Raw genomic sequence first — 24592 nt, 5'->3', positions numbered from 1 at the left:
CCCCCCCCCCCCCCCCCCCGCTGCGTCCCGGGGGCACCGGCGCCAGCGCTGCGCCGCGGAAGGCCTCAGCCGCGGGGCGCCGCCCCGGCGTCCTGCGCGGCGTGGCACTCGGCGCAGGTCCCGAAGACCTCGACGACGTGGTCGGGGTCGGAGAACCCGTGGGCGGCGGCGACGGAGGAGGCCCAGGCCTCGACGTCGGGGCCCTCGACCTCGACGGTGCGCCCGCAGCGGCGGCACACGAGGTGGTGGTGGTGGCTGGGGCTGCAGCGCCGGTAGACGGCCTCGCCGTCGTCGGTGCGCAGGACGTCGACCTCGGCGTCCTCGACCATGCCCTGCAGGGCGCGGTAGACGGTGGCGAGGCCGATGGGGTTGCCCTGCTCGCGCATCGACGCGTAGAGGTCCTGGGCGCTGACGAAGGCGTCGGTGCCGGCGAGCGAGGCCTGGACGGCGTCGCGCTGACGGCTCGAGCGGCGCACCCGCTGCTGCTGCGGCACGGCCACCACGCTCCTCCCGGTCCTGCGGGCGGGCACCGGACCGTCCCCCCGCGCAGGGGCGATCATGCCTGCTCCCCGACGGGGGTCGCGAGGCGGTGGCGCCGCCGGTGGCCGCGGTGGCGGGCGGCGCGGACGAGGGCGGAGCCCGCGGCGGTGACGACGAAGAGGGTGATGAGGTAGAGCACGATCGTGCCGCCCGACGGCGTGTCGCCGTAGTAGGACGTGAGGACGCCGACGACCGCGGTGACGGTGCCGACGCCCATCGCCACGAGGGTCGTGCTGCGGAAGCTGCGGCACACCTGCTGCGCCACGGCGACCGGCACGATCATGAGCGCGCTGATGAGGAGCAGGCCGACCACGCGCATCGAGAGCACCACGGTGACGGCGGTGAGGACGGCGAGCAGCAGGTTGAGGCCCATGACCGGCAGGCCGGAGGCGCGGGCGTGCTCCTCGTCGCTGCTGACGGCGGCCAGGCGCCGGCCCAGCCCGAAGGTGGCGACGAGCACGACGGCGGCCAGCACGGCGAAGACCCGCAGGTCCTCGGCGGTCGTCGTCGTGATCGCGCCGAAGAGGTAGGTGTTGAGGGTGGCGGCCGATCCGCCGGCCCGGGCGACGAGCACGACGCCGCCGGCGATGCCGCCGTAGAAGAGGACGGCGAGCACGACGTCGCCGCCCGTGCGCCCGTAGCGGCGCAGGAGCTCGACGGCGGCGGCCGCCACGACCGTGACGACGAGGGCGACGGGGACGGGGGCCGTGCCCGTGAGCAGGCCGAGGGCCACGCCCGTGAGCGCGACGTGGCCCATGCCGTCGCCGATGAGCGAGAGGCGGCGCTGGACGAGGAAGACGCCGACGGACGGCGCGGCGAGGCCGACGAGGAGGGCGGCGACGAGCGCGCGGACCATGAAGCCGTAGGTGAGGACCTCAGGCACGGTGGGTCTCCGGGTGGTGGGTCCCCGGGTGGTGGCACTCCGGGTGGTCGGCGGGCGGCTGCGGGCGGTGCTCGCGGTGGTCGGAGACCCATCCCGGCGGCGGGGCGGTCTCGTGCTCGTGGTGGTGCACGTGCTGGTGGCGCAGCCGGGACTCCTCCTGGAGGCGCTCGAGCGCCTCGTCGGAGGCGCCGAGCAGCTCCGGCACGAGCGGCCCGTCGTGGACGACGCGCCCGTGCTGCAGGACGACGGCGCGGTCGACGACGTCGGCGAGGGGGCCGACCTCGTGGGTGACGACGAGCAGCGTCGTGTCGCGGGCCGCCAGGGCCGCGAGGGTCCGCGCGAGCCCGAGGGCGCTGGCGGCGTCGACGCCCGCGAGCGGCTCGTCGAGCACCAGGAGGTCGGGCTCGGCGGCGAGGGCTCGCGCGATGAGGACCCGCCGCTGCTGCCCGCCGGAGAGCTCGGTGACGTCCTCGTGGGCGTGCTCGGCCATGTCCACGGCCTCGAGCGCGGCGTCGACGGCCGCGCGGTCCTCGCGGCGCGCGGGCACCCAGGGGCGCCGCAGCGGCAGGCGGCCGGTGCTGACCACCTCGCGGACCGTCGTCGGGACGCCGCCGCCGACCGTCATGGCCTGGGGGACGTAGCCGGTGCGCCGGCGGCTGCGGCGCGAGGGCGCGGGCTCACCGTCGACCTCGACCGTGCCGCCGGTGCGCGCCGCGAGGCCGAGCAGCCCTCGCAGCAGGGTGGTCTTGCCCGAGCCGTTGCTGCCGAGCACGGCGACCCTCTCGCCGCGGCGGACCTCGAGGTCGACGTCGCGGACGACGACGCGCTCGCCGTAGCCGAAGCCCGCGCGCTGCAGGCGCAGCAGCGGCGCCGCGCCCGCGCCGCCGGTCGCGCGACCGGCGGCGTGGCCGGGCGGGGCGGTCACGAGCAGCCCTGGCCCTGGCGCAGGGTCTCGAGGTCGGCCCGCATGACCGAGGGGTAGTCGTCACCCGGGGACTCGTCCGTCAGGCCCTCGAGCGTGTCGAGGACGGCGGTCGTGGCCCCGGTCTCGGCGGCGACGGTCTCGGCGACGTCCGCCGGCAGCAGCGTCTCGGTGTAGATCGTGCGGACGTCGTTCGCCTCGGCGAACTGCGCGACCTCGGCGAGCCGGGCCGCCCCCGGCTCCTCCTCGCCGCCGATGCCGCTGACGCCGCGCTGGACGAGGTCGTAGCGCTCGGCGAGGTAGCCGAAGGCCTGGTGCGCGGTCACGAGGTCACGGCTGTCGCAGGTGGCGAGGCCCGCGGAGAACTCCGTGTCGAGGTCGGCCAGGTCGGCCTGCACGTCCGCCAGGTTCGCGGCGTAGACGTCGGCGCCGTCGGGGTCGGCGTCCGCCAGCCCGTCCGCGACCGCCTCGGCGACCGACGACATGCGCACCGGGTCGAGCCAGAAGTGCGGGTCCTCCTCGAGGCCGTGGTCGTGCCCCTCCTCGCCCTCGTGCCCCCCGCCCTCCTGGTCGTGGCCCTCCTCGTGGTCGTCGTCCTCCGCGGCGGCCTCGCCGGGGGCCGTGCCGGGGGAGGGCTCGAGGTCGGCGGCGGGCGCGACGTCGACGACGCCCTCGCCGCCGCGCTCGTCGGCCGCGGCGTCCACGGCGCCCTGGAAGCCCTGCAGCGTGACGAAGACGTCGGCGTCGACCGCCGTGGCCACCTCCTGCGGCGAGAGCTCGAGGTCGTGCGGCTCCGTGCCGGGCTGCGTGAGGGACGTGACGTCCGCGCGGTCCCCGGCGACGGCCTGCGTGACCCACTGGAGCGGGTAGAAGCTGGCGGCCACCTGCAGGGGAGCCGCCCCGCCGTCACCGTCGGTGGCCGCACCGCCGCCGGGGGCCTCGGGGGAGCCGCAGGCGCCGAGGGCGAGGACGGCGGCGGCGGGCAGGGCCAGGAGCGCTGGGCGACGGGCGCGAGTCATCACGATGACGATTCTCACCCCGAGCAACGGTGACGTCAAAGCGCCGGGACGACGACGTCGCGGCGCCGGGGCGGTGCGGGCCCGCGTCCCGATACCCTCGCCCGAGTCCCGGCGACCGCTGCCGCGACCGTCCTCGGTCGTGGCCCGTCCCGGCGGCGCGGGGCCCGGCACGCCGTCGGGCCCGCCCGGCACATCCTCGACACCCCACGGAGCTGACCAGCGTGGCCGCACCCTCCCGGATCGACACCGTCGTGAGCCTCTGCAAGCGCAGGGGGTTCGTCTTCCCCAGCGGGGAGATCTACGGCGGGACCCGCTCGGCGTGGGACTACGGGCCCCTCGGCGTCGAGCTGAAGGAGAACATCAAGCGCCAGTGGTGGAAGGCCGTCGTCACGGGGCGCGACGACGTCGTCGGGCTCGACAGCTCGGTCATCCTGCCGCGCGAGACGTGGGTCGCCTCCGGCCACGTGGGCGTCTTCACCGACCCGCTCACCGAGTGCCAGTCGTGCCACCGCCGCTTCCGGGCCGACCACCTCGAGGAGGCGTACGAGGAGAAGAAGGGCCGCGCGCCCGAGGGCCTCGGCGACATCACGTGCCCCAACTGCGGCACCCGCGGCGCGTGGACCGAGCCGCGCGACTTCAACATGATGCTGAAGACGCACCTCGGGCCCGTCGAGGACGAGTCCGGGCTGCACTACCTGCGCCCGGAGACGGCGCAGGGGATCTTCGTCAACTTCGCCAACGTCATGGGCTCGGCCCGCCGCAAGCCGCCCTTCGGCATCGGGCAGATCGGCAAGTCGTTCCGGAACGAGATCACGCCGGGCAACTTCATCTTCCGCACGCGCGAGTTCGAGCAGATGGAGATGGAGTTCTTCGTCGAGCCGGGCACCGACGCCGACTGGCACCAGTACTGGATCGACGCCCGCACGGACTGGTACGTGGGGCTCGGCATCGACCGCGACAACCTGCGCCACTACGAGCACCCGGCGGAGAAGCTCTCGCACTACTCGACCCGCACGGTCGACATCGAGTACCGCTTCGGGTTCACCGGGTCGGAGTGGGGCGAGCTCGAGGGCATCGCCAACCGCACGGACTTCGACCTGCGCACGCACTCGGAGCACTCGGGCGCCGACCTGTCGTTCTTCGACCAGGCCAAGGGCGAGCGCTGGACGCCGTACGTCATCGAGCCGGCGGCGGGGCTCACGCGCTCGCTCATGGCCTTCCTCGTGGACGCCTACTCCGAGGACGAGGCGCCGAACGCCAAGGGAGGCGTCGACAAGCGCGTCGTGCTGCGCCTCGACCCGCGGCTCGCGCCCGTCAAGGCCGCCGTCCTCCCGCTCTCGCGCGGCGAGGCCCTGTCGCCCAAGGCCCGCGACCTCGCGGCAGCACTGCGCCGGCACTGGAACGTCGACTTCGACGACGCCGGCGCCATCGGGCGCCGCTACCGCCGCCAGGACGAGATCGGCACGCCGTTCTGCCTCACGGTCGACTTCGACACCCTCGAGGACCAGGCCGTCACCGTCCGCGACCGCGACGCCATGACGCAGACGCGCGTCGGCCTCGACCAGGTCGAGGGCTACCTGGCCGCCCGCCTCGTGGGGGCCTGAGCCCCTCGTCCGACCTGCACCTCGGCCCCTCCGCCCTGCACGAGGGCGCAGCACGACGAGGCCCCTCCCGCTGCGGCGGGAGGGGCCTCGTCGTGCTGCGGGGAGCGCGTCAGCTCGTGGCGGAGCCCAGCGCGCGGGCCACGTCGTCGAGCATGCCGAGCGGGTGGACGCGGAACGTGGGGTAGGTCCCGAAGACCACCGCGCGCCCGCCGCCCGTGCTCTCGCCGGAGACGACCGACGGCTGCCCCGCGGCCGACGAGGGGCCGCCCGTGCCGTCGTCGGAGGCCCGCCAGTGGCCGGCCACGAGCGGGCCGTCGCCGTAGGTCTGCTCCACGACGGTGCCCACCCCGAGGCCGGTGAAGTGCACCGGGGCGTAGACGAACGCGCGGTCCTCGGCGTAGCCGTCGAGCAGCGAGCCGGCCGGCGTGCTGACGGCGACGACGCCGTTGCCCGAGCGGTTGCCCTGCACCGCCGTGGCCTCGAGGTAGCCCAGCGTCTGGGCGAGGGAGGCCGCGGCGACGCCGGTGCCGACGAGGTCGCCGCCGCCGTCGACGAAGGAGCGCAGCGCGGCGAGCGCCTCCACGGGCAGCGGCCCGCGCGAGAGCGCCGAGCCGACCCACAGGACGTCGACGTCGGACAGGTCCGTCGTGCCGTCGACGAGGCCCTGCGCGGTCACGCGCAGCGGGTCGGCGTAGCCGAGCTCTGCGAGCGAGAGGTAGTCCTCGCCGGCGTCGTCCGCGGCCGACGACGTCGTGTAGGCGACCCGCAGCGGGCGCTGCAGCGGCACCTCGTCCGAGCCGGGCGTCACGTCGCGCGTGCGCTCGAAGACGACGCCCTCCTCGGTGGCGACGGCCACGGCGGCGGCCCGCTGGCGGCGGTCGAGGACGGCGGACCCGTCGGGCAGGAGCCCCACCGGGACGCCGTCCGCCAGCAGGCTGTTGAGCGCGCGCACCTCGGCCGAGCCGGTGAGGGCCAGGCGGAGGTCGGTGCCACGGGGGACGTCGCCCGTGGGAGCGGCCTCCTCGACCGGCCGGGCGAGCACGCTGGACCCGCGTCCGGTCGAGGGCAGGTCCTCCACGCGGCGGACGTCGGCGCCCCACAGGTCGGTGAGGCTCCACGCCGAGACGTCGTACATGCTCGGGACGCGGTCCGAGATGTCGCTGCCCTCGGCGAGGAGCACGTTGGCCATGCCGCGCAGGGGCTGGGCCATGTCGACCACGTAGGAGCCCCGCGGGTAGGTGGTGCCGTCGGCGCGGAAGGCACGCACCGTGCGGCCCACCTCGACGCCGTGGTCGACGAGGTGGTCGACGAGGCGCGCGGCGCTCGCCGCGGACCGCTGGTCGCCGGCGGGGATGACGTAGGCCTCGGGGAACTCGGCGCGGTACACGTCGGTCTCGTCCCAGACCTCGGCCCACTGGTCGGGGCCGGGGATGTTCGCCGGGTCGGGGTCGGGGCCGATCTCGCGCAGCGGCTCGCCCGCGGAGCCGCGGCGGAAGACCTCGACCTGGTTGGCGAGCAGCTCGTCGGCGTTCTCGAGCACGTACGAGGTCGTCGAGGTGATGACCTGCTCGGCCACGGCCGTGTTGACGCCCGCCCGGCGGGCGCTCTCGGCGAGGCCCTCCGGCGTCGAGGTGCTCACCCGCCCGAGCGGCAGCTCGACGGTCGAGGTGACGGCGCCCTGGAAGGCGACGTACTGGGCCGTGAAGATGGGCGGCCAGTCGTCCCAGCCGGAGCGGATGTCGCGGTAGGGGATGCGGATCTTCCCCGTGTTCTCCTCCGTCACCCGGCCCTCGTCGTCGAGGTAGGTGTTGCCCTCGATGCCGGCGGCGGCGACGTCGGCCTCGATGCGCAGCGCCGAGGCGTAGGCGTGGGGGATGAAGAGGTCGTAGTCGTAGTTCTCGCCGTGCGGCGGCCCGCAGGGCTCCACCTGGAGCACGCTCGTGTAGCCGTGGATGTCGCTGAAGAACAGCGGCTGGAGGCGGCCGGCGAGCTCGCGGACGGCGACCGTCTCGGGCGTCTCGTTGGTGATGAAGTCGCGGTTCGGGTCCAGGTCCAGCGCGGTGCGCCGCTGGCCGGCCACCCGCCCGTCGGGGTTGTTGGTGACCGTGAAGTACAGGCGGCTGCCCGCCAGGGTCGCGACGGCGTCGGCCTCCCCGGCCTCGGCGCGGTCCACGAGGGCCTCCATCCACCGCAGGCTGGCGTCGGTGCCCTCCCACTCGTTGCCGTGGATGTTGTTGTTGAACCAGACCGGCGTCTTGTACCCGGCCGCCAGGTCGGCGTCGTCAGCGGCGGCCTCCGGGTCGTCCTTGATGGCGTCCCGCCAGGCCGCCTGCTGCGCGGTCTCCGCCGGCGTCTCGGGCGCCGTGAGCGTGACGAGGAGCAGCTCGCGGCCCTGGGTCGACGTGCCGACGACCTCGGTGGACACGTAGTCGCTGCGGGCCATGAGCGCCTGGAGCCGGGGCGCGATCTCGTCGTAGGGCAGGGCCCCGCGGGCGATCGAGGCGTCGCCGGCGTCGTCGGGGTAGACCCGCAGCTGCGGCTGCTGGGGGTAGCTCGCCGGCCCGGCCTCCGCGGACGCCGCGGCGGCGCGCGACCGGGCGGCGGGGGCGAGGGCACCGGCCCCCAGCGCCGCGGCCGAGGCGGGCGCGTCCTGCGTGCGGGCGCTCTGGCCGGGGGCTGACGACGGTGCCGCGGTGGGGGGCGCGGCCGTCGCGGCGGGGGCGGAGGTGACGGCCAGGGCGACGACGGCGCCGCCGACGGTCGCGCGCGCTGCTGCGCGCCGCAGGGGGGAGGGGTGCACGGGGGCTCCTGGGTCGGGGAGCACCGGAGGTGTCCGGTGTGCGCCGAACCGTGGCACAGGTCCGGCCCCCGCGGGGTGGTGCGGCAGCAGTCCGCACGGCGTCCGCGTCGGGGCCCTCGCGGGCGCTGGACGGCCTCGGTGGACGGCTGGGGCCCCGCCGCGGGGATGGGGGACGATGGGGGCGTGACCGCCACCGCCACCGCTCCGACCGCGGGCCCGGCCACCGCCGGGGCCGGTCCGCTGCGCATCGGCCCCCACGAGGTGCGCACCCCCGTCGTGCTCGCCCCGATGGCCGGCATCACCGGCGAGGCCTACCGCACCCTGTGCCGCGAGCAGATGGAGGCCGCGGGCGGCGAGGGCGTCTTCGTCTCGGAGATGGTGACCTCGCGGGCGCTCGTGGAGCGCACGCCCGAGTCGCTGCGGCTCGTGCGGCACGGGCCCGGCGTGGCCCTGCGGAGCACCCAGCTGTACGGAGTCGAGCCTCGCACCGTGGGCGCCGCCGTCCGCGTGCTCGTCGAGGAGGACCTGGCCGACCACGTCGACCTCAACTTCGGCTGCCCCGTCGGCAAGGTCACGCGCAAGGGCGGCGGCGCCGCCCTGCCGTGGAAGAGCTCGCTCTTCGCGTCCGTGGTCCGCGAGGCGGTGCGGGCGGCCGAGCCCGCCGGCGTGCCCGTCACGGTGAAGATGCGCGTCGGCGTCGACGCGGAGCACCACACCTACCTCGACGCCGGTCGCGCGGCGGAGGGCGAGGGGGCGGTCGCCGTCGCGCTGCACGCCCGCACGGCCGAGCAGTACTACTCCGGCACCGCGGACTGGAGCCGCATCGCCCGCCTCAAGGAGGCCGTGACGAGCGTGCCGGTGCTCGGCAACGGCGACGTGTGGTCGGGCGAGGACGCGGTGCGCATGGTCGCCGAGACGGGCTGCGACGGCGTCGTCGTCGGGCGCGGCTGCCTCGGCCGCCCCTGGCTGTTCGCCGACCTCGCCGCCGCCTTCGCGGGCCGTCCCGAGCGGGTGCGCCCCTCCCTCGGCGAGGTCGCGGCGATGCTCCACCGGCACGCCGTCCTGCTCGCGGAGGAGTTCGGCACCGCGGGGGCGCCGGACGAGGACCGCGCCTGCCGCGACATCCGCAAGCACGTCGCCTGGTACCTCAAGGGCTTCCCCGTGGGCTCCTCGCTGCGGCAGCGGCTCGCCCTCGTGCCGACGCTCGACGCGCTCGCCGAGGTCCTCTCCGAGCTCGACGCCGACGCGCCGTGGCCGGGAGACGACGCGGAGGGGCCGCGCGGGCGCACCGCGGCGACGAAGCGGGTCGCCCTGCCCGAGGGCTGGCTCGACTCGCGGGAGCTCACCGGCTCCGCCGCGCGGATGGTGGCGGACGCCGAGGCGTCCGTCTCGGGCGGGTGAGCGAGCGCCCCGCCGCCGGGGTCGTGCGGCGCGACGACGCCCGCGTGCCCGGGTACGGGCCGCACGACCGGGAGCGCCGGCTGGCCGAGGCGCCCAAGAGCGCGGCCCGGGGCGACTTCGCCCGCGACCGGGCCCGGGTGCTGCACTCCTCGGCGCTGCGGCGCCTCGGCGGCAAGACGCAGGTCGTCGGGCCGGGCACGGACGACTTCGCCCGCACCCGGCTGACGCACAGCCTCGAGGTGGCGCAGGTGGGCCGTGAGCTCGCCGCGTCGCTCGGCTGCGACCCCGACGTCGTCGACACGGCCTGCCTGGCGCACGACCTCGGCCATCCGCCGTTCGGGCACAACGGCGAGCGGGCCCTCGCCACCGCGGCCGCGGCGATCGGCGGCTTCGAGGGCAACGCGCAGACCCTGCGCCTGCTCACGCGGCTCGAGCCCAAGGTCGTCGACCCGGCCACCGGGCGCAGCGGCGGGCTCAACCTCACCCGGGCGAGCTTGGACGCCGTCACGAAGTACCCGTGGCACGCCGGGGAGGCCCCCGGCGGGCCCGACGCGGCCGGCAGCGGCAAGTACGGCGTCTACGCGGGCCCCGACGGCGACGACGAGGTCTTCGCCTGGCTGCGCCGGGACGCCCCCGGGCGCCGGCGGTGCCTCGAGGCGCAGGTCATGGACCTGGCCGACGACATCGCCTACAGCGTCCACGACGTCGAGGACGCCGTGGTCGCGGGGAGGCTCGACCTCGGCGTCGTGGCCGACCGCGGGCAGCGCGCCCGGGTGGCCGAGCTCGCCGCGCGCTGGCACGGCCTCGAGGCGGACGCCGTCGAGGAGGGCCTGCAGCGGCTCGCCGCCTCCCCGGAGTGGGTCGGCCGCACCGACCTCGGGCGCGCCTCCCTGGCCGCGCTGAAGGACATGACGAGCCAGCTCGTCGGCCGCTTCGTCGACGCCGCCCGGCGCGCCACGCAGGAGGCGCACGGCGAGCAGCCGCTCGTGCGGTACGGCGCGGACGTCGTCGTCCCGCCGGCGACGCAGGGGGAGATCGCCGCGCTCAAGGGCCTGGCGGCGCTCTTCGTCATGGAGGCGGGCGACCGCCAGCCCGAGTACGTGCGCCAGCGCGAGGTCGTCGCCGAGCTCGTCGAGGCCCTCTGCGCCCGGGGCCCCGAGGCCCTCGAGCCCGCCTACGCCGCCGACCTCGCGGCCGCGAGCGGCGACGACGCGCGGCTGCGGGTCGTCGTCGACCAGGTCGCCGCGCTCACCGACGCCGGCGCCCACGCCTGGCACGGCCGGCTCGTGCGCCAGGGGCGCTGAGACGGCGCGAGCCGGGCCTTCCGGCGCGCCCCGGCGAGGTCTAGCATCCGCCGCCACGAGGACCGGCGCGGACGTCGGTCCCCGGACCGACCTCCCCCACGCCGGGTCCGCTCCCGCCTGGCCTCGACGCGCGAGGACGCCGGCCACCACGCCGTCGCACCGCGAGCACCGTCGCCCGAGGAGGCACCAGTGAAGCTCCTGCCGCACCGCACGTCCCTGCTCGCCGCCGCGAGCGCCACCGCCCTCGTCGCGCTCACCGCAGCGGGCCCGGCCGCCCTCGCCGCCCCGCCGCCCGGGGGACGGTGCTTCGGCCCGTGGTTCGAGAGCACCCAGATCACCAACCCCCAGGACCCGGGCTTCTTCGCCCGCATCGACAAGAACGGCGACGGGGTCATCTGCCTCAAGGACTGGACGGGGCCCGACCCCGACCCGGACATCGGCTTCCTCGCCATCGACAACACGGGCCAGCACCAGGGCTGAGGAGCGACCGGGGCTGAGGACCCGGGGGCTGGGGGACGACCGGGGCTGGGGACGACCGGGGCTGGGGACGACCGCTCCGCCCGGCCGCGCCCGACCTAGACTCCGGGCGTGCCAGGCCTGATCCGCAGCGAGGACGTCGACGCCGTGCGCGAGCAGGTCCGCCTCGACGAGGTCGTCGGGGAGTACGTCACGCTCAAGCCCGCCGGCGCCGGTTCGCTCAAGGGCCTGTGCCCCTTCCACGACGAGCGCTCGCCGTCCTTCCACGTGCGCCCGGCCGTCGGGTTCTACAAGTGCTTCGGGTGCGGCGCGGGTGGCGACGTCTTCCGCTTCCTCCAGGAGGTCGACCACCTCACCTTCCCCGAGGCCGTCGAGCGCCTCGCCCAGCGGGCCGGCGTCCAGCTGCGCTACGAGGAGGGCTCCGGCGGCCCGCGGCGCCAGGACGTCGGCGCCCGTCAGCGGATGCTCGACGCCCACCGCGTCGCGGCCGAGTTCTTCGCCGAGCAGCTCGCCTCCCCGGGCGCGCGGGTGGCCCGGCGCTTCCTCGCCGAGCGGGGCTTCGACCGCGCCGCGGCCGAGCACTTCGGCGCCGGCTTCGCCCCCGAGGGCTGGGACGCGCTCACCAAGCACCTGCGCGGGCGCGGCTACCGCGACGACGAGCTCGCCACCGCCGGCCTCGTGAGCCGCGCCCAGTCCGGCGACCGCGTCTACGACCGCTTCCGCGGGCGCCTCGTCTGGCCGATCCGCGACGTCGCGGGGGCGACCATCGGCTTCGGCGCCCGCCGGCTCCTCGAGTCCGACCAGGGGCCCAAGTACCTCAACACCCCGCAGACCCCGCTCTACGACAAGTCGACCGTCCTCTACGGCCTCGACCTCGCCAAGCGGGAGATCGCCCGGCGCCGCCAGGTCGTCTTCGTCGAGGGCTACACCGACGTCATGGCGTGCCACCTCTCGGGCGTGCCGACGGCGGTGGCCACGTGCGGCACCGCCTTCGGGCCCGAGCACATCAAGGCGGTGCGGCGGCTGCTCGTTGACGACGACGCCTTCCGCGGCGAGGTCGTCTTCACCTTCGACGGCGACGAGGCCGGGCGGAAGGCGGCGCTGCGGGCCTTCGAGCAGGACCAGCGCTTCACGGCGTCGACGTTCGTCGCCGTGGAGGCGTCCGGCCTCGACCCGTGCGACCTGCGGCTCGAGCGCGGGCCCGAGGCCGTCACCGAGCTCGTCGCCACGCGCGTGCCGCTCTTCGAGTTCGCCCTGCGCTCGACCCTCGAGCGCTTCGACCTGGACTCGGTGGAGGGCCGCGTGCAGGCCTTGCGCGCTGCCGCGCCCCTCGTGGCGGGCATCAAGGACCCGGCCCTGCGCCCGGAGTACGCGCGCCAGCTCTCCGGCTGGCTCGGCATGGACGTCGACGACGTCCGGCGCTCCGTGGCCGCCGCCGGCCGCTCGGGCTCCCCGGGCGGCCGGGCCGGCGAGCGGGGCGGTCGTCCCGGGCCCTCCCGCGACGGGGGAGCCGGCGGACGGCGCGAGCAGGGCGGGGACGGCGCCCCGCGGGAGGGGCGCGGTCGCCGCGACGGCGGCGCGCCCTCCGACGCGGACGCGCACCGCGAGGGGGCGCCGTCGGAGGTCCGCCCGCCGACGCCCGACCCGCGCGACCCCGTCGTCCGGCTCGAGCGCGAGCTGCTGCAGGCCGTGCTCCAGGCGCCGGCCGAGGTGGACGGCGCCCGCTTCGACGCGCTCGCCGACGACGCCTTCGCCGTCCCGGCCCATCGCGCCGTGCACGAGGTGCTGCGGGCGCTGGGGGGCGTCGTCGCCGCGGGGGACGGCAGCGGCTGGACCACGCGCGTGCGCGAGAGCGCGGGGGACTCCCTGCGGCCCTACGTCGAGGAGCTCGCCGTCGCCCCGATGATGGTGCGCCCGGGGGAGGGCGTCGCCCGCCTGGCGACGGCGGCGCTGCGCGAGCTCGAGCTGCGGGGCCTGCTGCGGGCGTCGGCGGAGGTCACGGGCCGGGCGCAGCGCGCCGAGGCGGCGGGCGAGGCGCAGCGGGCGGGCGAGCTGTGGGCCCGGGCGGCGGCGCTCACGGCGGACCTCCAGCGGCTGCGCGCCGAGAGCGCCTGACGCCCCCCGAGCCCTCCGGCCCACCGCCCGCGGCGGTGTGGTGGGCGGGGCGTCGGCGTGAGCGACCGGCTCGTCCTGCTAATCTCGTCGCGCTCGGTCGCCGATGGTGGTCGTGCACGGTCCCGCGTAGCTCAACGGCAGAGCATTCGACTGTTAATCGAACGGTTGCTGGTTCGAATCCAGCCGCGGGAGCCTCGCGGTCGGCCCTCCGCAGCGTCGCGGGCGGGCGCCGCCCAGGACGCAGGGGAGCCCAGCCCTCATGATCTCGGTCCCCCGTCGTCCCGGCCCCGTGACCTCCCTCCCGTGAGCGTCGCCTCGTGAGCGCTCCTGGGCGCGTCTCCGTGGTCGTCGCCGGCGCCCGGACGCCGATGGGTCGCCTGCAGGGAGCCCTGTCGTCGCTGCGCGCCGTCGACCTCGGCGCGGCCGCGATCCGTGCGGCCCTCGAGCGGGCCGGCGTCGCGGCGGACGAGGTCGACCAGGTGCTCATGGGGCAGGTCCTCCAGGCCGGCCAGGGGCAGAACCCGGCGCGGCAGGCGGCCGCGGCCGCCGGCGTGCCGATGTCCGTGCCGGCGCTCACGGTCAACGCCGTCTGCCTGTCGGGGCTGCGCGCCGTCGCCCTGGCCGACCAGCTCGTCCGGGCGGGGGAGGCGGACGTCGTCGTCGCCGGGGGCATGGAGTCGATGAGCGGCGCGCCGCACCTGCTCCCCGGCGCGCGCGGCGGCTACCGCTTCGGCGACGCCGTCGTGCAGGACGCGACCTCGCACGACGGCCTCTGGGACGCCTTCACCGACGTCTCCATGGGCGCCCTCACGGAGGTCGAGGAGGCGGCCCGCGCCGCGGACGCGCGGGGGGCCTCGACGCGCGCGGAGCAGGACGCCTTCGCCGCCCGCAGCCACCGCCTCGCCGCGGCCGCGACGGCCGACGGCCGGGCCGCCGAGGAGATCACCCCGGTCCTCGTGCCCCGGCGCCGCGGCGAGCCGGTCGAGGTGGTGGCCGACGAGGGCGTGCGGCCGGGCACGACGCCGGAGGCCCTCGCCGCGCTGCCGCCGGCTTTCCGGCCCGACGGCACCATCACCGCCGGGTCGGCGTCGCAGGTGTCCGACGGCGCGGCCGCGCTCGTCGTCATGCGCAAGGAGCGCGCGGAGGCCGCCGGCCTGCCCTGGCTCGCCGAGGTCGGCGCCCACGGCCTCGTGGCGGGGCCCGACTCGACCCTGCAGAGCCAGCCTGCGCGCGCCGTCGAGCGTGCTTGCGTCCGAGCCGGTCTCGCGCCGGGCGACCTCGACGTCCTCGAGATCAACGAGGCCTTCGCCGCCGTCGTCCTCGCCTCCGTGCGCGAGCTCGGCGTCGACCTCGACCGCGTCAACCCGCGCGGCGGCGCCATCGCCCTCGGCCACCCGATCGGGGCCTCGGGGGCCCGCCTGGCCCTCACCCTCGCGCTCGACCTGCGGGCGCGGGGCGGCGGGACGGGCGTCGCCGCGCTGTGCGGCGGGGGAGGGCAGGGCGAGGCCCTGCTGCTCCACGGCCCGACCCGCTGACGGCCCGACCCGCTGACGGCCCGACCCGCTGACGGCCCGACCCGCTGACGGCCCGACCCGCCGACGCCCCGACCCGCCGACGCCGCGGGTGGCTGCACGAGGGCGGCGTCTACCCCGTCCTCGTGCTGCCACCTCCGCGCGCGTCCGGGCTGCGCCGCGGGTGCGGCGGCCGCTGGGTAGGGTCGGCGCACCCGGGGCAGTAGCTCAGCCGGTCAGAGCAGCGGACTCATAATCCGCCGGTCGTGGGTTCGAGCCCCACCTGCCCTACCCGGCCGTGCGACGTCGGCCTGGACCGTGACGTCAGCCTCCCGCGGTCAGCCCCGCTCCATCATCCCTGGGCGCGCCCGCCGGGCAGGTCCTCGCGGTCGTTGTCGTAGTCGGCGCGGTCGTGGCGGGCGGTCGAGTCGCTGCTCGCCCCGCTCGGGTCCGGGTCCTGCTCGGCCGCGTTGACCGGGACGGTGGGGATGGCGGGACCGCGGCGGCGCTCGGGCGCCGCCCCGTCGGTCTCGTCGGTGCCTCGCCCGCCGGCGGTCTCGTCGTCGCTCATCGCGCCAGCATGGTCGTCGTCAGCCGGCGGGGCGAGCGGTGCCGCCGCCGTCGACCGCTCCGGCAGGGCGCGTGCGCCATGCTGGCGGCGTGACGGACGCGGCGGCAGTGGTCCTGGTCGTCGACGCCGCCAACGTCGTCGGCGCCCGGCCCGACGGGTGGTGGCGCGACCGCGCCGGCGCGGCCGAGCGCCTCCTGGCCCAGCTGGCGGGCCTCCCCGGCGCGGTGGTCCCGTCGCCGGACGGTGCGGTCCGCGTCGTGGCCGTGGCCGTCGTCCTCGAGGGGCGCGCCCGGTCCGCAGCGCTGCCGGCCGCCGCGACGTCGCCCGCCGGGGGCCTGCAGGTGCTCCTCGCCGACGGCAGCGGCGACGACGCCGTCGTCGTGCTGGAGGGCGAGCTGGCCCGGGCCGTGGCGCCGCAGGAGGCGGAGGTCGTCGTCGTCACCGCCGACCGGGGGCTGCGGGCGCGGCTCACGTCGCGGTGCTGGGGACCGGGCTGGCTGCGCGACCTCCTCGACGCCCGCGCGACGACGGCGCGAGGGGTCGAGGTGCGGGTGGAGGAGTAGTGCGCCGGGCCGGGAGCGCCTCTCGGCGCGTGGCCGCTCGTAGCGGCTTCATGTGGAGCCCGGGGCTACCGCGGCCCGGCGCGCGTCCACTGTAACCACGCCCGGCGGCGTGCGTCGCGCTCGGTGCACCGTCCCCCGGACGGCCCAGTACGGCCCAGCGGGCCGTCGGTCCGCGAGCACGGCGGACGGCGCAGCTGACGCGGCGCCGTGGTCAGCGGCGCGCCGTCACAGCAGGGAGCCGGAGCGCCAGCGCCCGGCGCACGCCTCGAGGTGCTCGGCCGTGCGCACGAGCCGGCCCGCCGACGTCGTCAGCGCGTCGTCGGCGGCCTCGTCGCCGCGCGCCTCGTCGTCCGCGAGGTCGGCGCGGCCCACCGCGACGACGCGGGCGAAGGCGGCCGCGCGCTCGAGGGTGCCGGCGAAGTCGCCCGTCGCGACGCCGGCCAGGACGGCGTCCACCTGGGTGCGCACCTCGTCCGGCCCGGGCGGGTCGGCCACCCCCGCGACCGCCTCGAGGACGGGCGCGCGGCGCCGTCCCTCGTCGAACTGCCGCGAGGCCTCCGAGGGCGCCCCGTGGACCCACTGCCGCAGGACGTACAGCCGCCACAGCGCCCCGGGCAGCGACTCGGGCGCCGCGTCCGCCCACAGCTGCGCGAGCAGCTCGAGGCCGTGCTCGTCCGCCAGGCCGACGAGACGTGCGGCGACCTCGGCGTCGCCGGAGCTCTGCGCCCCCTCGACGAGGAGGCGCGCCGTCGCGTGGGCGGCCGCCTCCCGCCCGGCGGCGTCGCCGGGCGCCTCCAGGCTGTCCATCGCCCGCGGCCCGAGGAAGGTCGGGCGGCGCGGCTGCTCACGGGGGCTCACGCGCCCATCGTGCGCCCGTCCGCCGCTCGCGTCGCCCGGGCGCACCGGGGCGAGTCGTCGCCGCTTCGCCCTCGGCGAGGGCGTCTCAGGGGCGAGTTATCGCCTGCTCGCCCGTGGAGGGGTGGCGGGGAGGGCGAGTCGTCGCCCGCTCGCCCGGGAGGGTCGGTGTTGCGCGGACGTGCTGGCGGCGCGCGCGACGGTCTGGCAGCATGCGCGCGACGGCGCTGCGCCGTCACGGCACGAGCACGCGAGCCACCTGGCCGGTCGGTCGAGGACGTTGGGGAAGACGCACCTCGCTCCACCGACACAGGAGGGTCTGACATGCCCGGAGCACTGACGCGCGGAGTCCTCTTCGTGCACTCCTCGCCCCGCGCGCTGCTGCCCCACGTCGAGTGGGCGGCGAGCGGGGTCCTCGGCGTGTCCGCGACCCTGGACTGGATCGAGCAGCCGGTCGCCCCCGGCGCCTACCGCACCGAGCTCTCGTGGCAGGCCGAGCAGGGAACGGGCGCCCGCCTGGCGTCGGCGCTGCGCGGCTGGGCGCACCTGCGCTACGAGGTCACCGAGGAGCCGAGCCCCGGCGTCGACGGCGGCCGCTGGAGCCACACGCCCGAGCTCGGCATCTTCCACGCCGTCACCGACGTCCACGGCAACGTCCTCGTCCCCGAGGACCGTGTCCGCGCAGCGCTCGAGGCGGCCGTCGACTCCGCCGCCGACGTGCGCGCCGAGCTCGACCTGGCCCTCGGGACCGCGTGGGACGACGAGCTCGAGCCCTTCCGCTACGCCGGGGACGGTGCGCCCGTCCGCTGGCTGCACCGCGTCGGCTGACGACGACGAAGGGGCGCCCCGCGGGGCGCCCCTTCGTCGTGCGGCCGGGTCAGAGCGGGATGTTGCCGTGCCGCCCGCGCCGCTGCGGCGCGGCGGCGATGGCGCCCGCGAGGGCCGTGCGGGTGGCCACCGGCTCGACGACCTCGTCGACGACGCCGATCTCGACCGCGCGCGCGAGACCGCCCGACAGCTGCTCGTGCTCGGCGGCCAGCTCGGCCTCGACCTCCGCCTTCGCGTCGGCGGGCACCTCGGCGAGCCGGCGGCGGTGCAGGATCCGCACGGCGGCGACGGCGCCCATGACGGCGACCTCCGACGTCGGCCACGCGAAGACCCGTGTCGCGCCGAGCGACTTGGAGTTCATGGCGATGTAGGCCCCGCCGTAGGTCTTGCGCGTCACGAGGGTCACGCGCGGCACGACGGACTCGGCGAAGGCGTGCAGCAGCTTGGCGCCGCGGCGCACGACGCCGTCCCACTCCTGGCCGACGCCGGGCAGGTACCCCGGCACGTCGACGACGACGACGAGGGGCACGCCGAGGGAGTCGCAGAGCCGCACGAAGCGCGCCGCCTTCTCCGCCGAGGACGAGTCGAGGCAGCCGCCGAGGCGCAGCGGGTTGTTGGCGACGACGCCGACCGTCCGCCCGCCCATGCGCCCCAGCGTCGTCACGACGTTGGGGGCCCAGCGCGGGTGCAGCTCGAGGGAGCCGTCGTCCTCGCCGTGCCCGGCGGGGGAGTCGAGGAGGTCGTCGACGAGCGGGTGGACGTCGTAGGCGCGCTTGACGTTGTCCGGCAGGTGCGCCGACAGGTCGCGCTCGACGACCGAGGCGACGTCCATCGAGCCCTGGGCGCCGAGCAGGTGCACCAGCTTTCGCGCCTGCGCGTAGGCGCCGTGCTGGGACTCGGCGACGACGTGCACGACGCCCGAGCGGCGACCGTGGGGCTCCGGTCCGCCGAGACGGGCGGCGTCGACGTCCTCGCCGGTGACGGAGCGCACGACGTCGGGGCCGGTGACGAAGACGCGGCCCTCGGGCGCCAGCACGACGACGTCGGTGAGCGCGGGGCCGTAGGCGGCGCCGCCGGCGGCCGGCCCCACGACCACGGAGATCTGCGGCACGACGCCGGAGGCGCGGGTCATGACGGCGAAGACGGCGCCGAAGGCGTCGAGCGACACGACGCCCTCCCGCAGCCGGGCGCCGCCGGAGTGCCAGACGCCGACGACCGGCACGCCGTCGGCGAGCGCCCGCTCGTAGGCGGCGAGGATGACGCGGCTGCCGGCGGAGCCCATGGCCCCGCCCTGCACCCGGGCGTCGCAGGCGAAGGCGACGGCGGGGGCGCCGTCGACCGTGCCCGTGGCGGCGAGCATGCCCGAGTCGTCGGCGGGCGTGATGGCCTCGGCGCTGCCCTCGTCGAAGAGGAGCCGCAGCCGGTGCAGCGGGTCCTTCGGGTCGACCTCGGCGGCGGCCGACGCCTCGGGCGCCGCGACGGCGCTCACGCCGCACCGCCGCGGGGGCCGGTGAGCGCGAGGGCGGCGTTGTGGCCGCCGAAGCCGAAGGCGTTGTTGAGCGCGACGGCGTCGGGGCCGCTCGGGATCTTCCGCGGCTCGTCGAGGACGACGTCGAGGTCGATCTGCGGGTCGAGCTCGGTGACGTTGATCGTCGGCGGGGCGAGGCCGTCCTCGAGCGCCTTGAGGCAGAAGATCGCCTCGAGGGACCCGGCGCCGCCGAGGAGGTGGCCGGTCATCGACTTCGTGGCCGACACGGCCACGGCGTCGGTGGCGCCGCCGAGGGCGGCGCGCAGGGCGACGGCCTCGGCGACGTCGCCGACCGGGGTCGACGTCGCGTGCGCGTTGACGTGGACGACGGCGCTCGGCTGCGCGCCCGCCTGCTGGAGGGCGAGGCGCATGGCGCGCGTGGCGCCGAGGCCCTCGGGGTCCGGGGCGGCGATGTGGTGGGCGTCGGAGGTGATCCCCGCGCCGGCCACCGTCCCCAGCACGCGGGCGCCGCGGGCGGCCGCGTGCGCCTCGGACTCGAGGACGACGACCCCGGCGCCCTCGGCGAGGACGAAGCCGTCGCGCGTGACGTCGTAGGGGCGCGAGGCGGTCTCGGGCGTGTCGTTGCGCAGGGACAGCGCGTGCATGGACGCGAACGCGGCGATGGGCAGCGCGAGGATCGCGGCCTCGGTGCCGCCCGCGATGACGACGTCCGCGCGGCCCGTGCGGATCATCTCGGCGGCGTAGGCGATGGCCTCCGCGCCGGAGGCGCACGCCGAGGCGGGGCTGTGGGCGCCCGCCTGCGCGCCGAACTCGATGGCGAGGGCGCCGGCGGCGCCGTTGGGCATGAGCATCGGCACGGTGAGGGGCAGCACGCGCCGGGGGCCGCGCTCGCGCAGGACGTCGTAGGCACCGATGAGCGTCGTCACGCCGCCGATGCCCGTGGCGACGACGACGCCGAGGCGCTCGCCCTCCACCTCGGGCGCGCCCGCCTGCGCCCAGGCCTCGCGGCCGGCGATGAGGGCGTACTGCGCCGAGGGGTCGAGGCGCTTGGACTCGTGCCGCGGGAGGACGTCGGTCGCCGGGACGGCGAGGGTGCCGCCGAAGGTCACCGGCAGGCCGAGCTCCTCGACGAAGGGCATGGTCAGCGGGCGGGCGCCGGAGCGGCCGGCGAGGGCCGCCTCCCAGGTGCTCGGCACGTCACCGCCGAGCGGGGTGGTGGCGCCCATCCCCGTCACGACGACGGCGCCGCTGGTGCCCGCGGCTGCGCTGCGGGGCGTCTGCTCGGACATGGGACGTCCTCCTGGTCCGGTGACCCGGGTCGTGGGTGGGGGAGGTGCGGGGGCGAGCGGGCCGGGCGGCGGTGCGCCGGCGTGCTCGGGGCGCGCCGTGGCGCCGGTGCTCACCGCACCGCCCCGGGCGGTGCCGGGGCGGTGCGGTGCGGAGGGCGTCTCAGCCCTGGGCCTGCTGGATGTAGGCGACGACGTCGCGCACCGTGCGCAGGTTCTTGCTGTCCTCGTCGGGGATCGTCACGCCGAACTTCTCCTCGGCGTGCACGACGATCGAGGTCATCGACAGCGAGTCGATGTCGAGGTCGTCCGTGAAGGACTTGTCCATCTCGACCGACTCCTTGGGCAGGCCGGTCTCCTCGTTCACGAGCTCGGCGATGCCGTCGAGGATCTCGTTCTCGCTCTGGGCCATGGGTGCGTGCTCCTCGTCTCTGGCGCGCCGGGTGCGCGCCGTCGGGGTCGTGCTGGTCTGCGTGGTGCTGGTCTGCGTGGTGCTGGTCTGCGTGGTGCGGTGGTGCGACCCGCCGGGGCGGGGGGACGGGTGGCCGCTAGGGCAGGACGACGACCTGGGCGGCGTAGGACAGCCCGGCGCCGAAGCCGATGAGCAGCGCGAGGCCGCCGGAGGGCGCCTGGCCCTCGGCGAGCATCCGGTGCATCGCGAGGGGCACCGAGGCCGCCGAGGTGTTGCCGGTGGTGCGGATGTCACGGGCGATCGCCACGTGCTCCGGCAGCCCGACCTGGCTGGCCAGCTTGTCGATGATCCGCATGTTGGCCTGGTGGGGGATGAAGGCGGCGAGGTCGCCGGCGGTGATCCCGGCCGCGTCGATGGCCTGCTGCGCCAGGGGCGCCATGGCGAAGACCGCCCAGCGGAAGACCTTCTGGCCCTCCTGCTGCAGCGCCGGCCACGCCACGGCCTCCGCGACGGCGTCGCGGTGCTCCAGCCACGAGGTGCGGTTGCGGATGACGTCCCACTGCGAGCCGTCGGAGCCCCACACCGTCGGGCCGATGCCGGGCGTGTCCGACGGGCCGACGACGACGGCGCCCGCGCCGTCGGCGAAGAGGAACGCCGTCGAGCGGTCGCTGAGGTCGGTGAAGTCGGACAGCTTGTCGACGCCGACGACGAGCACGTGCTCCGACGTGCCCCCGCGCACGAGGTCGGCGGCCTGCGCGACGGCGTGGCAGAAGGCGGCGCAGCCGGCCGAGACGTCCCACGCCGCAGCGGGTGTCGCGCCGAGCCGGTCCGCGACCTGCGTCGCCGCGGCGGGGGTCTGGTAGGGGTGCGACACCGTGGCGACGATGACGGCGCCGACCCGCGAGGGCTCGACGCCGGCCGCGGCCAGCGCCTCGGCGCCCGCGTGCACGGCCATGTCGACGACGGAGGTGCCCGCGTCGGCCCACCCGCGCGCCTCGATGCCGGTGCGCTGGCGGATCCACTCGTCGGTCGAGTCGATGTGCTGGCACACCTCCTCGTTGGTGACGACGCGCTCGGGCCGCCAGGCGCCGACGCCCATGATCCGGGCGTGCTCGGGCCCGCGGCGCGTGCGCAGCACCGGCGCCGTCGTCGGGGCGCTCACGCGGCGCCGCCGGCGGGGTGCAGGCGCACGAGCGGCTGGCCGGGGGAGACCGGGTCGCCGTCCTCGACGAGCCACTCGACGACGCTGCCGCCGTGCGGCGCGCTGGCGTCGACCCCGTCGCGCAGGCCCTCCACGCGGGCGACGACGGCGCCGGCCTCGACGCGGGCGCCCTCCTCGCGGGGGCCCTGCACCCGGACGACGCCCTTGGCCGGGGCGACGACGAGCCGCCACGTGGGCGTCGTCGTCACCGTGCTGCGCTCGCCGTGGCGGGCGACGAACTCGCGGGCGGCGTCGAGCTGGTCGGGCGTCTTCAGCGCGAAGGTCTCGACGCCGGGCAGCGCGCGCTTGGCGAGGTTCGCCAGCGTGCCCGCGGGCGGGACCTCGAGGACGCCGGTGACGCCGAGGTCGGCGAAGGTCTCCATGCACCGGTCCCAGCGCACGGGCCGCGCGACCTGCGCGACGAGGCGGGAGAGGACCTCGCGCCCGTCGTGGACGACGGTCCCGTCGGCGTTGGAGGCCAGGAGCACCCGCGGGTCGTGCGTGGTGATGGCGCGGGCGAGGCGCTCGAGCACCGGCACCGCGGGCGCCATGTGCTCGGTGTGGAAGGCGCCGGCGACCTGCAGGGGGATGACGCGGGCGCGGGCCGGCGCGTCCCCGCGCAGGGCCTCGAGCTGCTCGTGCGTGCCGGCGGCCACGACCTGGCCGGCGCCGTTGGCGTTGGCGGCGACGAGCCCGTGGCGCGCGAGCGCCGCGGCGACCTCGTCGGGGTCGCCGCCGACGACCGCGCTCATGCCCGTGGGGGCCTGCGCGCTGGCGTCGGCCATGGCCCGGCCGCGCTCGCGCACGAGCACCATGGCCTGCTCGGCCGACAGGACGCCGGACGCGGCGGCTGCCGTGATCTCTCCGACGCTGTGGCCGGCCCCGGCGCCGACGACGGTGAAGGCGTCGGCCGGCTGGGGGAAGAGGGCCAGCAGCGAGACGAGCCCGCTGGCGACGATGAGGGGCTGCGCGACGGCCGTGTCGCGGATGGTCTCCGCGTCGGACGTGGTGCCGTGGGCTTCGAGGTCGAGGCCGGCGACGACGGAGAGCCAGTGCAGCCGGTCGGCGAAGCCGGGGACCTCCAGCCACGGGGTGAGGAAGCCGGGCGTCTGGGACCCCTGGCCGGGGCACGCGATGACGAGCACGCGACGACTCTGGTGCGCGAGCGGGCGGCCGGGCGGTGCGGACGCCGACAGCGCCCGCGCGACGACTTTGGAGCATTCCTACAACGGGCGGTGGCGGGCGGGTGGACGGGGCGTGACGGTGCGTCGACCAGCGGCTCCGCGGCGTGACGGCGTGGGGCGGAGGGGGCGGGTGGGGCGCCGGTGACGTCGTCGTCCGTCGTCGGCGCCCGGGGTCAGCTCGTGGCGTCGTCCCGCGTCGTCGGGCCCTCGGCGGCGTCCGCGCCGCCGGCGGTCGGCCGAGGGGCCGCCGGGCCGTCGGCGAGGGCGCCGACGACGAGCGCCACCTGCAGCACGAGCGCGTCGCGCGGGGAGGTGGCGTCCCACCCCGTCGCGTCCGCGGCCTTGCGCAGGCGGTACCGGACGGTGTTGGGGTGGACGAAGAGCAGCCGGGCCGTGGCCTCCAGGGAGCGCCCCTGCTCGAGGTAGGTGGTCACGGTCTGTGCCAGCGCACCGCCGGCCGCCACGAGGGGGCGGTACACGACGTCGAGCAGCGCCCGGCGGGCGCGCACGTCGCCGGAGAGCACGCGCTCGGGCCACAGCTCGTCGGCGAGCACGGGGCGGGGCGCCGACGGCCAGGCGCGGGCCGAGGCCAGGCCCGACAGGGCGGCGCGGGTCGAGGCGCCCGCCGCGGCCAGGTCGGGCACCGCCGGGCCGACGACGACGGGTCCGGGCCCGAAGAGGCGCGCGAGGGCGGTGGTCGCCGCCCGCAGGTCGACGCGCCCGGCGGCGGTGCTCCGACCGGCCGCGGAGCCGTCCTCGGAGGCGCCCCGGTCCGCGCCCCGGTCCGGGCCCCGGCGCGGGCGGGAGGACAGGCCGAGGAGGACGACGAGCCGCTCGCCCTGCAGGCCCACGAGGGCGTCGTCGGCGGACGCGCGGGCCGCCCGCCGGAGCCGGGCGATGACGTCCTCCGGCGACCCGGCCGGCGCCGAGCCGACGACGACCGTGACGACGGCGGGGCGCCCCCACCCGAGCGCCGACAGCCGGGACCGGACGCCGTCGTCGACGTCGCCGCGCACGACGGCGTCGACGACGAGCGCCTCGAGGCGGGCGTCCCAGGCGCCCCGGGCCTCGGCGGCTCCGGCGTAGAGCCGCGCGGCCGCGAAGGCCACCTCGCGCGAGTAGCGCAGCACCGCCTCGCGCAGGTGCTGCTCGCGCCCGGGGGCGGCGACCTCGTCCACGTGGTCCTCGACGACGTCCACGGCGGCCCGCACGAGCTCGAGGGTCTGCGCCAGCGTGACGGCGCGGGTCAGCTCGCGCGGGGCGCTGCCGAAGACGTCCGCGGTGACGGCGAGCGGCGCCTCGGGGTCGGAGTACCAGGCGGTGAAGGCGCCGATCCCCGCCTGCGCCACGAGCCCGACCCAGGAGCGGTCCTCGGCCGACATCGAGCCGTACCAGGGCAGCGCCTCGTCGAGGTGGCGCAGGGCCGCCGTCGACAGGAGCCCGGTGGCCGCGCGCAGGCGGGCGACGTCGTCGGCCGAGGGCTCGGCGCGCCGCGCGCGGCGGCGCTCGGGCGCTCCCTCGGTCACGGCCGCCGATCGTACGAGGCCCCGCGGAGGCCGCAGGAGGGCGCGGCGGCGTGCCGCGGGAGCGGCTGAGGGCTAGGGTCGAAGGCGTCCGGAGGTCCGGC

21 protein-coding genes and 2 tRNA genes are annotated in these 24592 nt (G+C 77.2%); 10 read left to right on the top strand and 13 right to left on the bottom strand.

Going from position 1 to position 24592, the window contains the following annotated elements; all coding sequences use genetic code 11:
• Positions 1-65: 65 nt before the first annotated feature.
• The 4 genes from WDV85_RS10740 to WDV85_RS10725 form a co-directional block, all read right to left on the bottom strand.
• Positions 66-494 carry a Fur family transcriptional regulator gene (locus WDV85_RS10740; RefSeq protein WP_339570593.1) on the bottom strand — a complete coding sequence of 143 codons (429 nt, stop codon included), beginning with the start codon at positions 492-494 and terminating at the stop codon, positions 66-68.
• A 62-nt stretch (positions 495-556) separates the two neighbouring features.
• On the bottom strand, positions 557-1423 hold the full coding sequence (locus WDV85_RS10735) for a metal ABC transporter permease (RefSeq protein WP_339570592.1): 867 nt from the start codon (positions 1421-1423) through the stop codon (positions 557-559).
• A complete protein-coding gene (locus WDV85_RS10730; RefSeq protein ID WP_339570591.1) occupies positions 1416-2348 on the bottom strand; it encodes a metal ABC transporter ATP-binding protein in 933 nt (310 codons plus the stop codon). Before WDV85_RS10730 ends, WDV85_RS10735 begins: the two co-directional genes overlap by 8 nt.
• Positions 2345-3382: a metal ABC transporter solute-binding protein, Zn/Mn family gene (locus tag WDV85_RS10725; RefSeq protein WP_339570590.1), complete on the bottom strand. Its 1038-nt coding sequence runs from the start codon at positions 3380-3382 to the stop codon at positions 2345-2347. The genes WDV85_RS10730 and WDV85_RS10725 overlap by 4 nt, the downstream gene beginning before the upstream one ends.
• A gap of 203 nt (positions 3383-3585) precedes the next feature.
• Between WDV85_RS10725 and WDV85_RS10720 the strand changes: the two genes are divergently transcribed.
• The gene (locus tag WDV85_RS10720; protein ID WP_339570589.1) at positions 3586-4968 is read left to right on the top strand and encodes a glycine--tRNA ligase; all 1383 of its coding nucleotides are present in this window, start codon (positions 3586-3588) and stop codon (positions 4966-4968) included.
• Positions 4969-5077: 109 nt separating this feature from the next.
• Here WDV85_RS10720 and WDV85_RS10715 read toward each other — a convergent pair whose 3' ends face one another.
• Complete coding sequence (locus WDV85_RS10715; RefSeq protein ID WP_339570588.1) at positions 5078-7768, bottom strand: M14 family zinc carboxypeptidase; 2691 nt, start codon at positions 7766-7768, stop codon at positions 5078-5080.
• 183 nt (positions 7769-7951) lie between these two features.
• On the opposite strand from WDV85_RS10715, the gene dusB reads away from it, so the two are divergent.
• From dusB to WDV85_RS10680, 7 genes are all read left to right on the top strand, one after another.
• Entirely contained in the window at positions 7952-9169 is a 1218-nt protein-coding gene (dusB, locus tag WDV85_RS10710) for a tRNA dihydrouridine synthase DusB (protein WP_339570587.1), read from the top strand.
• Complete coding sequence (locus WDV85_RS10705) at positions 9166-10473, top strand: deoxyguanosinetriphosphate triphosphohydrolase (protein WP_339570586.1); 1308 nt, start codon at positions 9166-9168, stop codon at positions 10471-10473. Before dusB ends, WDV85_RS10705 begins: the two co-directional genes overlap by 4 nt.
• Positions 10474-10662: 189 nt before the next feature.
• Positions 10663-10953 carry a hypothetical protein gene (locus tag WDV85_RS10700; protein ID WP_339570585.1) on the top strand — a complete coding sequence of 97 codons (291 nt, stop codon included), beginning with the start codon at positions 10663-10665 and terminating at the stop codon, positions 10951-10953.
• Positions 10954-11061: 108 nt separating this feature from the next.
• Positions 11062-13065, top strand: a complete 2004-nt coding sequence (dnaG, locus tag WDV85_RS10695) for a DNA primase (RefSeq protein ID WP_339570584.1) — start codon at positions 11062-11064, stop codon at positions 13063-13065.
• Positions 13066-13185: 120 nt separating this feature from the next.
• A tRNA-Asn gene (locus tag WDV85_RS10690) sits at positions 13186-13257 on the top strand.
• Positions 13258-13382: 125 nt separating this feature from the next.
• Positions 13383-14600 (top strand): acetyl-CoA C-acetyltransferase, encoded by a 1218-nt coding sequence (locus WDV85_RS10685; RefSeq protein ID WP_339570583.1) that lies wholly within the window; start codon positions 13383-13385, stop codon positions 14598-14600.
• Between the two features lie 193 nt (positions 14601-14793).
• Positions 14794-14867, top strand: a tRNA-Ile gene (locus tag WDV85_RS10680).
• A gap of 61 nt (positions 14868-14928) precedes the next feature.
• Here WDV85_RS10680 and WDV85_RS10675 read toward each other — a convergent pair.
• Complete coding sequence (locus tag WDV85_RS10675; RefSeq protein WP_339570582.1) at positions 14929-15147, bottom strand: hypothetical protein; 219 nt, start codon at positions 15145-15147, stop codon at positions 14929-14931.
• A gap of 89 nt (positions 15148-15236) precedes the next feature.
• Between WDV85_RS10675 and WDV85_RS10670 the strand changes: the two genes are divergently transcribed.
• Complete coding sequence (locus WDV85_RS10670) at positions 15237-15710, top strand: hypothetical protein (RefSeq protein ID WP_339570581.1); 474 nt, start codon at positions 15237-15239, stop codon at positions 15708-15710.
• A 225-nt stretch (positions 15711-15935) separates the two neighbouring features.
• On the opposite strand, the gene WDV85_RS10665 is transcribed toward WDV85_RS10670, so the two are convergent.
• Positions 15936-16568 (bottom strand): hypothetical protein, encoded by a 633-nt coding sequence (locus WDV85_RS10665; RefSeq protein WP_339570580.1) that lies wholly within the window; start codon positions 16566-16568, stop codon positions 15936-15938.
• Positions 16569-16889: 321 nt separating this feature from the next.
• Here WDV85_RS10665 and WDV85_RS10660 point away from each other — a divergent pair, with 321 nt between their 5' ends.
• The gene (locus WDV85_RS10660) at positions 16890-17393 is read left to right on the top strand and encodes a DUF3145 domain-containing protein (protein ID WP_171202806.1); all 504 of its coding nucleotides are present in this window, start codon (positions 16890-16892) and stop codon (positions 17391-17393) included.
• 49 nt (positions 17394-17442) lie between these two features.
• On the opposite strand, the gene WDV85_RS10655 is transcribed toward WDV85_RS10660, so the two are convergent.
• The 6 genes from WDV85_RS10655 to WDV85_RS10630 all read right to left on the bottom strand — a co-directional run bounded on the left by WDV85_RS10655 (position 17443) and on the right by WDV85_RS10630 (position 24491).
• Positions 17443-18882, bottom strand: a complete 1440-nt coding sequence (locus WDV85_RS10655; RefSeq protein WP_339570579.1) for a carboxyl transferase domain-containing protein — start codon at positions 18880-18882, stop codon at positions 17443-17445.
• Complete coding sequence (locus WDV85_RS10650; RefSeq protein WP_339570578.1) at positions 18879-20171, bottom strand: beta-ketoacyl-[acyl-carrier-protein] synthase family protein; 1293 nt, start codon at positions 20169-20171, stop codon at positions 18879-18881. Before WDV85_RS10650 ends, WDV85_RS10655 begins: the two co-directional genes overlap by 4 nt.
• Before the next feature lie 160 nt (positions 20172-20331).
• Positions 20332-20580 (bottom strand): acyl carrier protein, encoded by a 249-nt coding sequence (locus WDV85_RS10645; protein ID WP_123378484.1) that lies wholly within the window; start codon positions 20578-20580, stop codon positions 20332-20334.
• Between the two features lie 136 nt (positions 20581-20716).
• On the bottom strand, positions 20717-21679 hold the full coding sequence (locus WDV85_RS10640; protein ID WP_171202813.1) for a beta-ketoacyl-ACP synthase III: 963 nt from the start codon (positions 21677-21679) through the stop codon (positions 20717-20719).
• 59 nt (positions 21680-21738) lie between these two features.
• On the bottom strand, positions 21739-22926 hold the full coding sequence (locus tag WDV85_RS10635; RefSeq protein ID WP_339570577.1) for an acyltransferase domain-containing protein: 1188 nt from the start codon (positions 22924-22926) through the stop codon (positions 21739-21741).
• A gap of 212 nt (positions 22927-23138) precedes the next feature.
• Complete coding sequence (locus tag WDV85_RS10630; protein WP_339570576.1) at positions 23139-24491, bottom strand: PucR family transcriptional regulator; 1353 nt, start codon at positions 24489-24491, stop codon at positions 23139-23141.
• Positions 24492-24592 lie beyond the last annotated feature (101 nt).

The organism is Pseudokineococcus sp. 5B2Z-1 (genome assembly GCF_037482305.1).
In the GTDB taxonomy this organism is placed as follows: Bacteria; Actinomycetota; Actinomycetes; order Actinomycetales; family Quadrisphaeraceae; genus Pseudokineococcus.
This window is presented reverse-complemented; position numbering and strand designations above follow the sequence as displayed.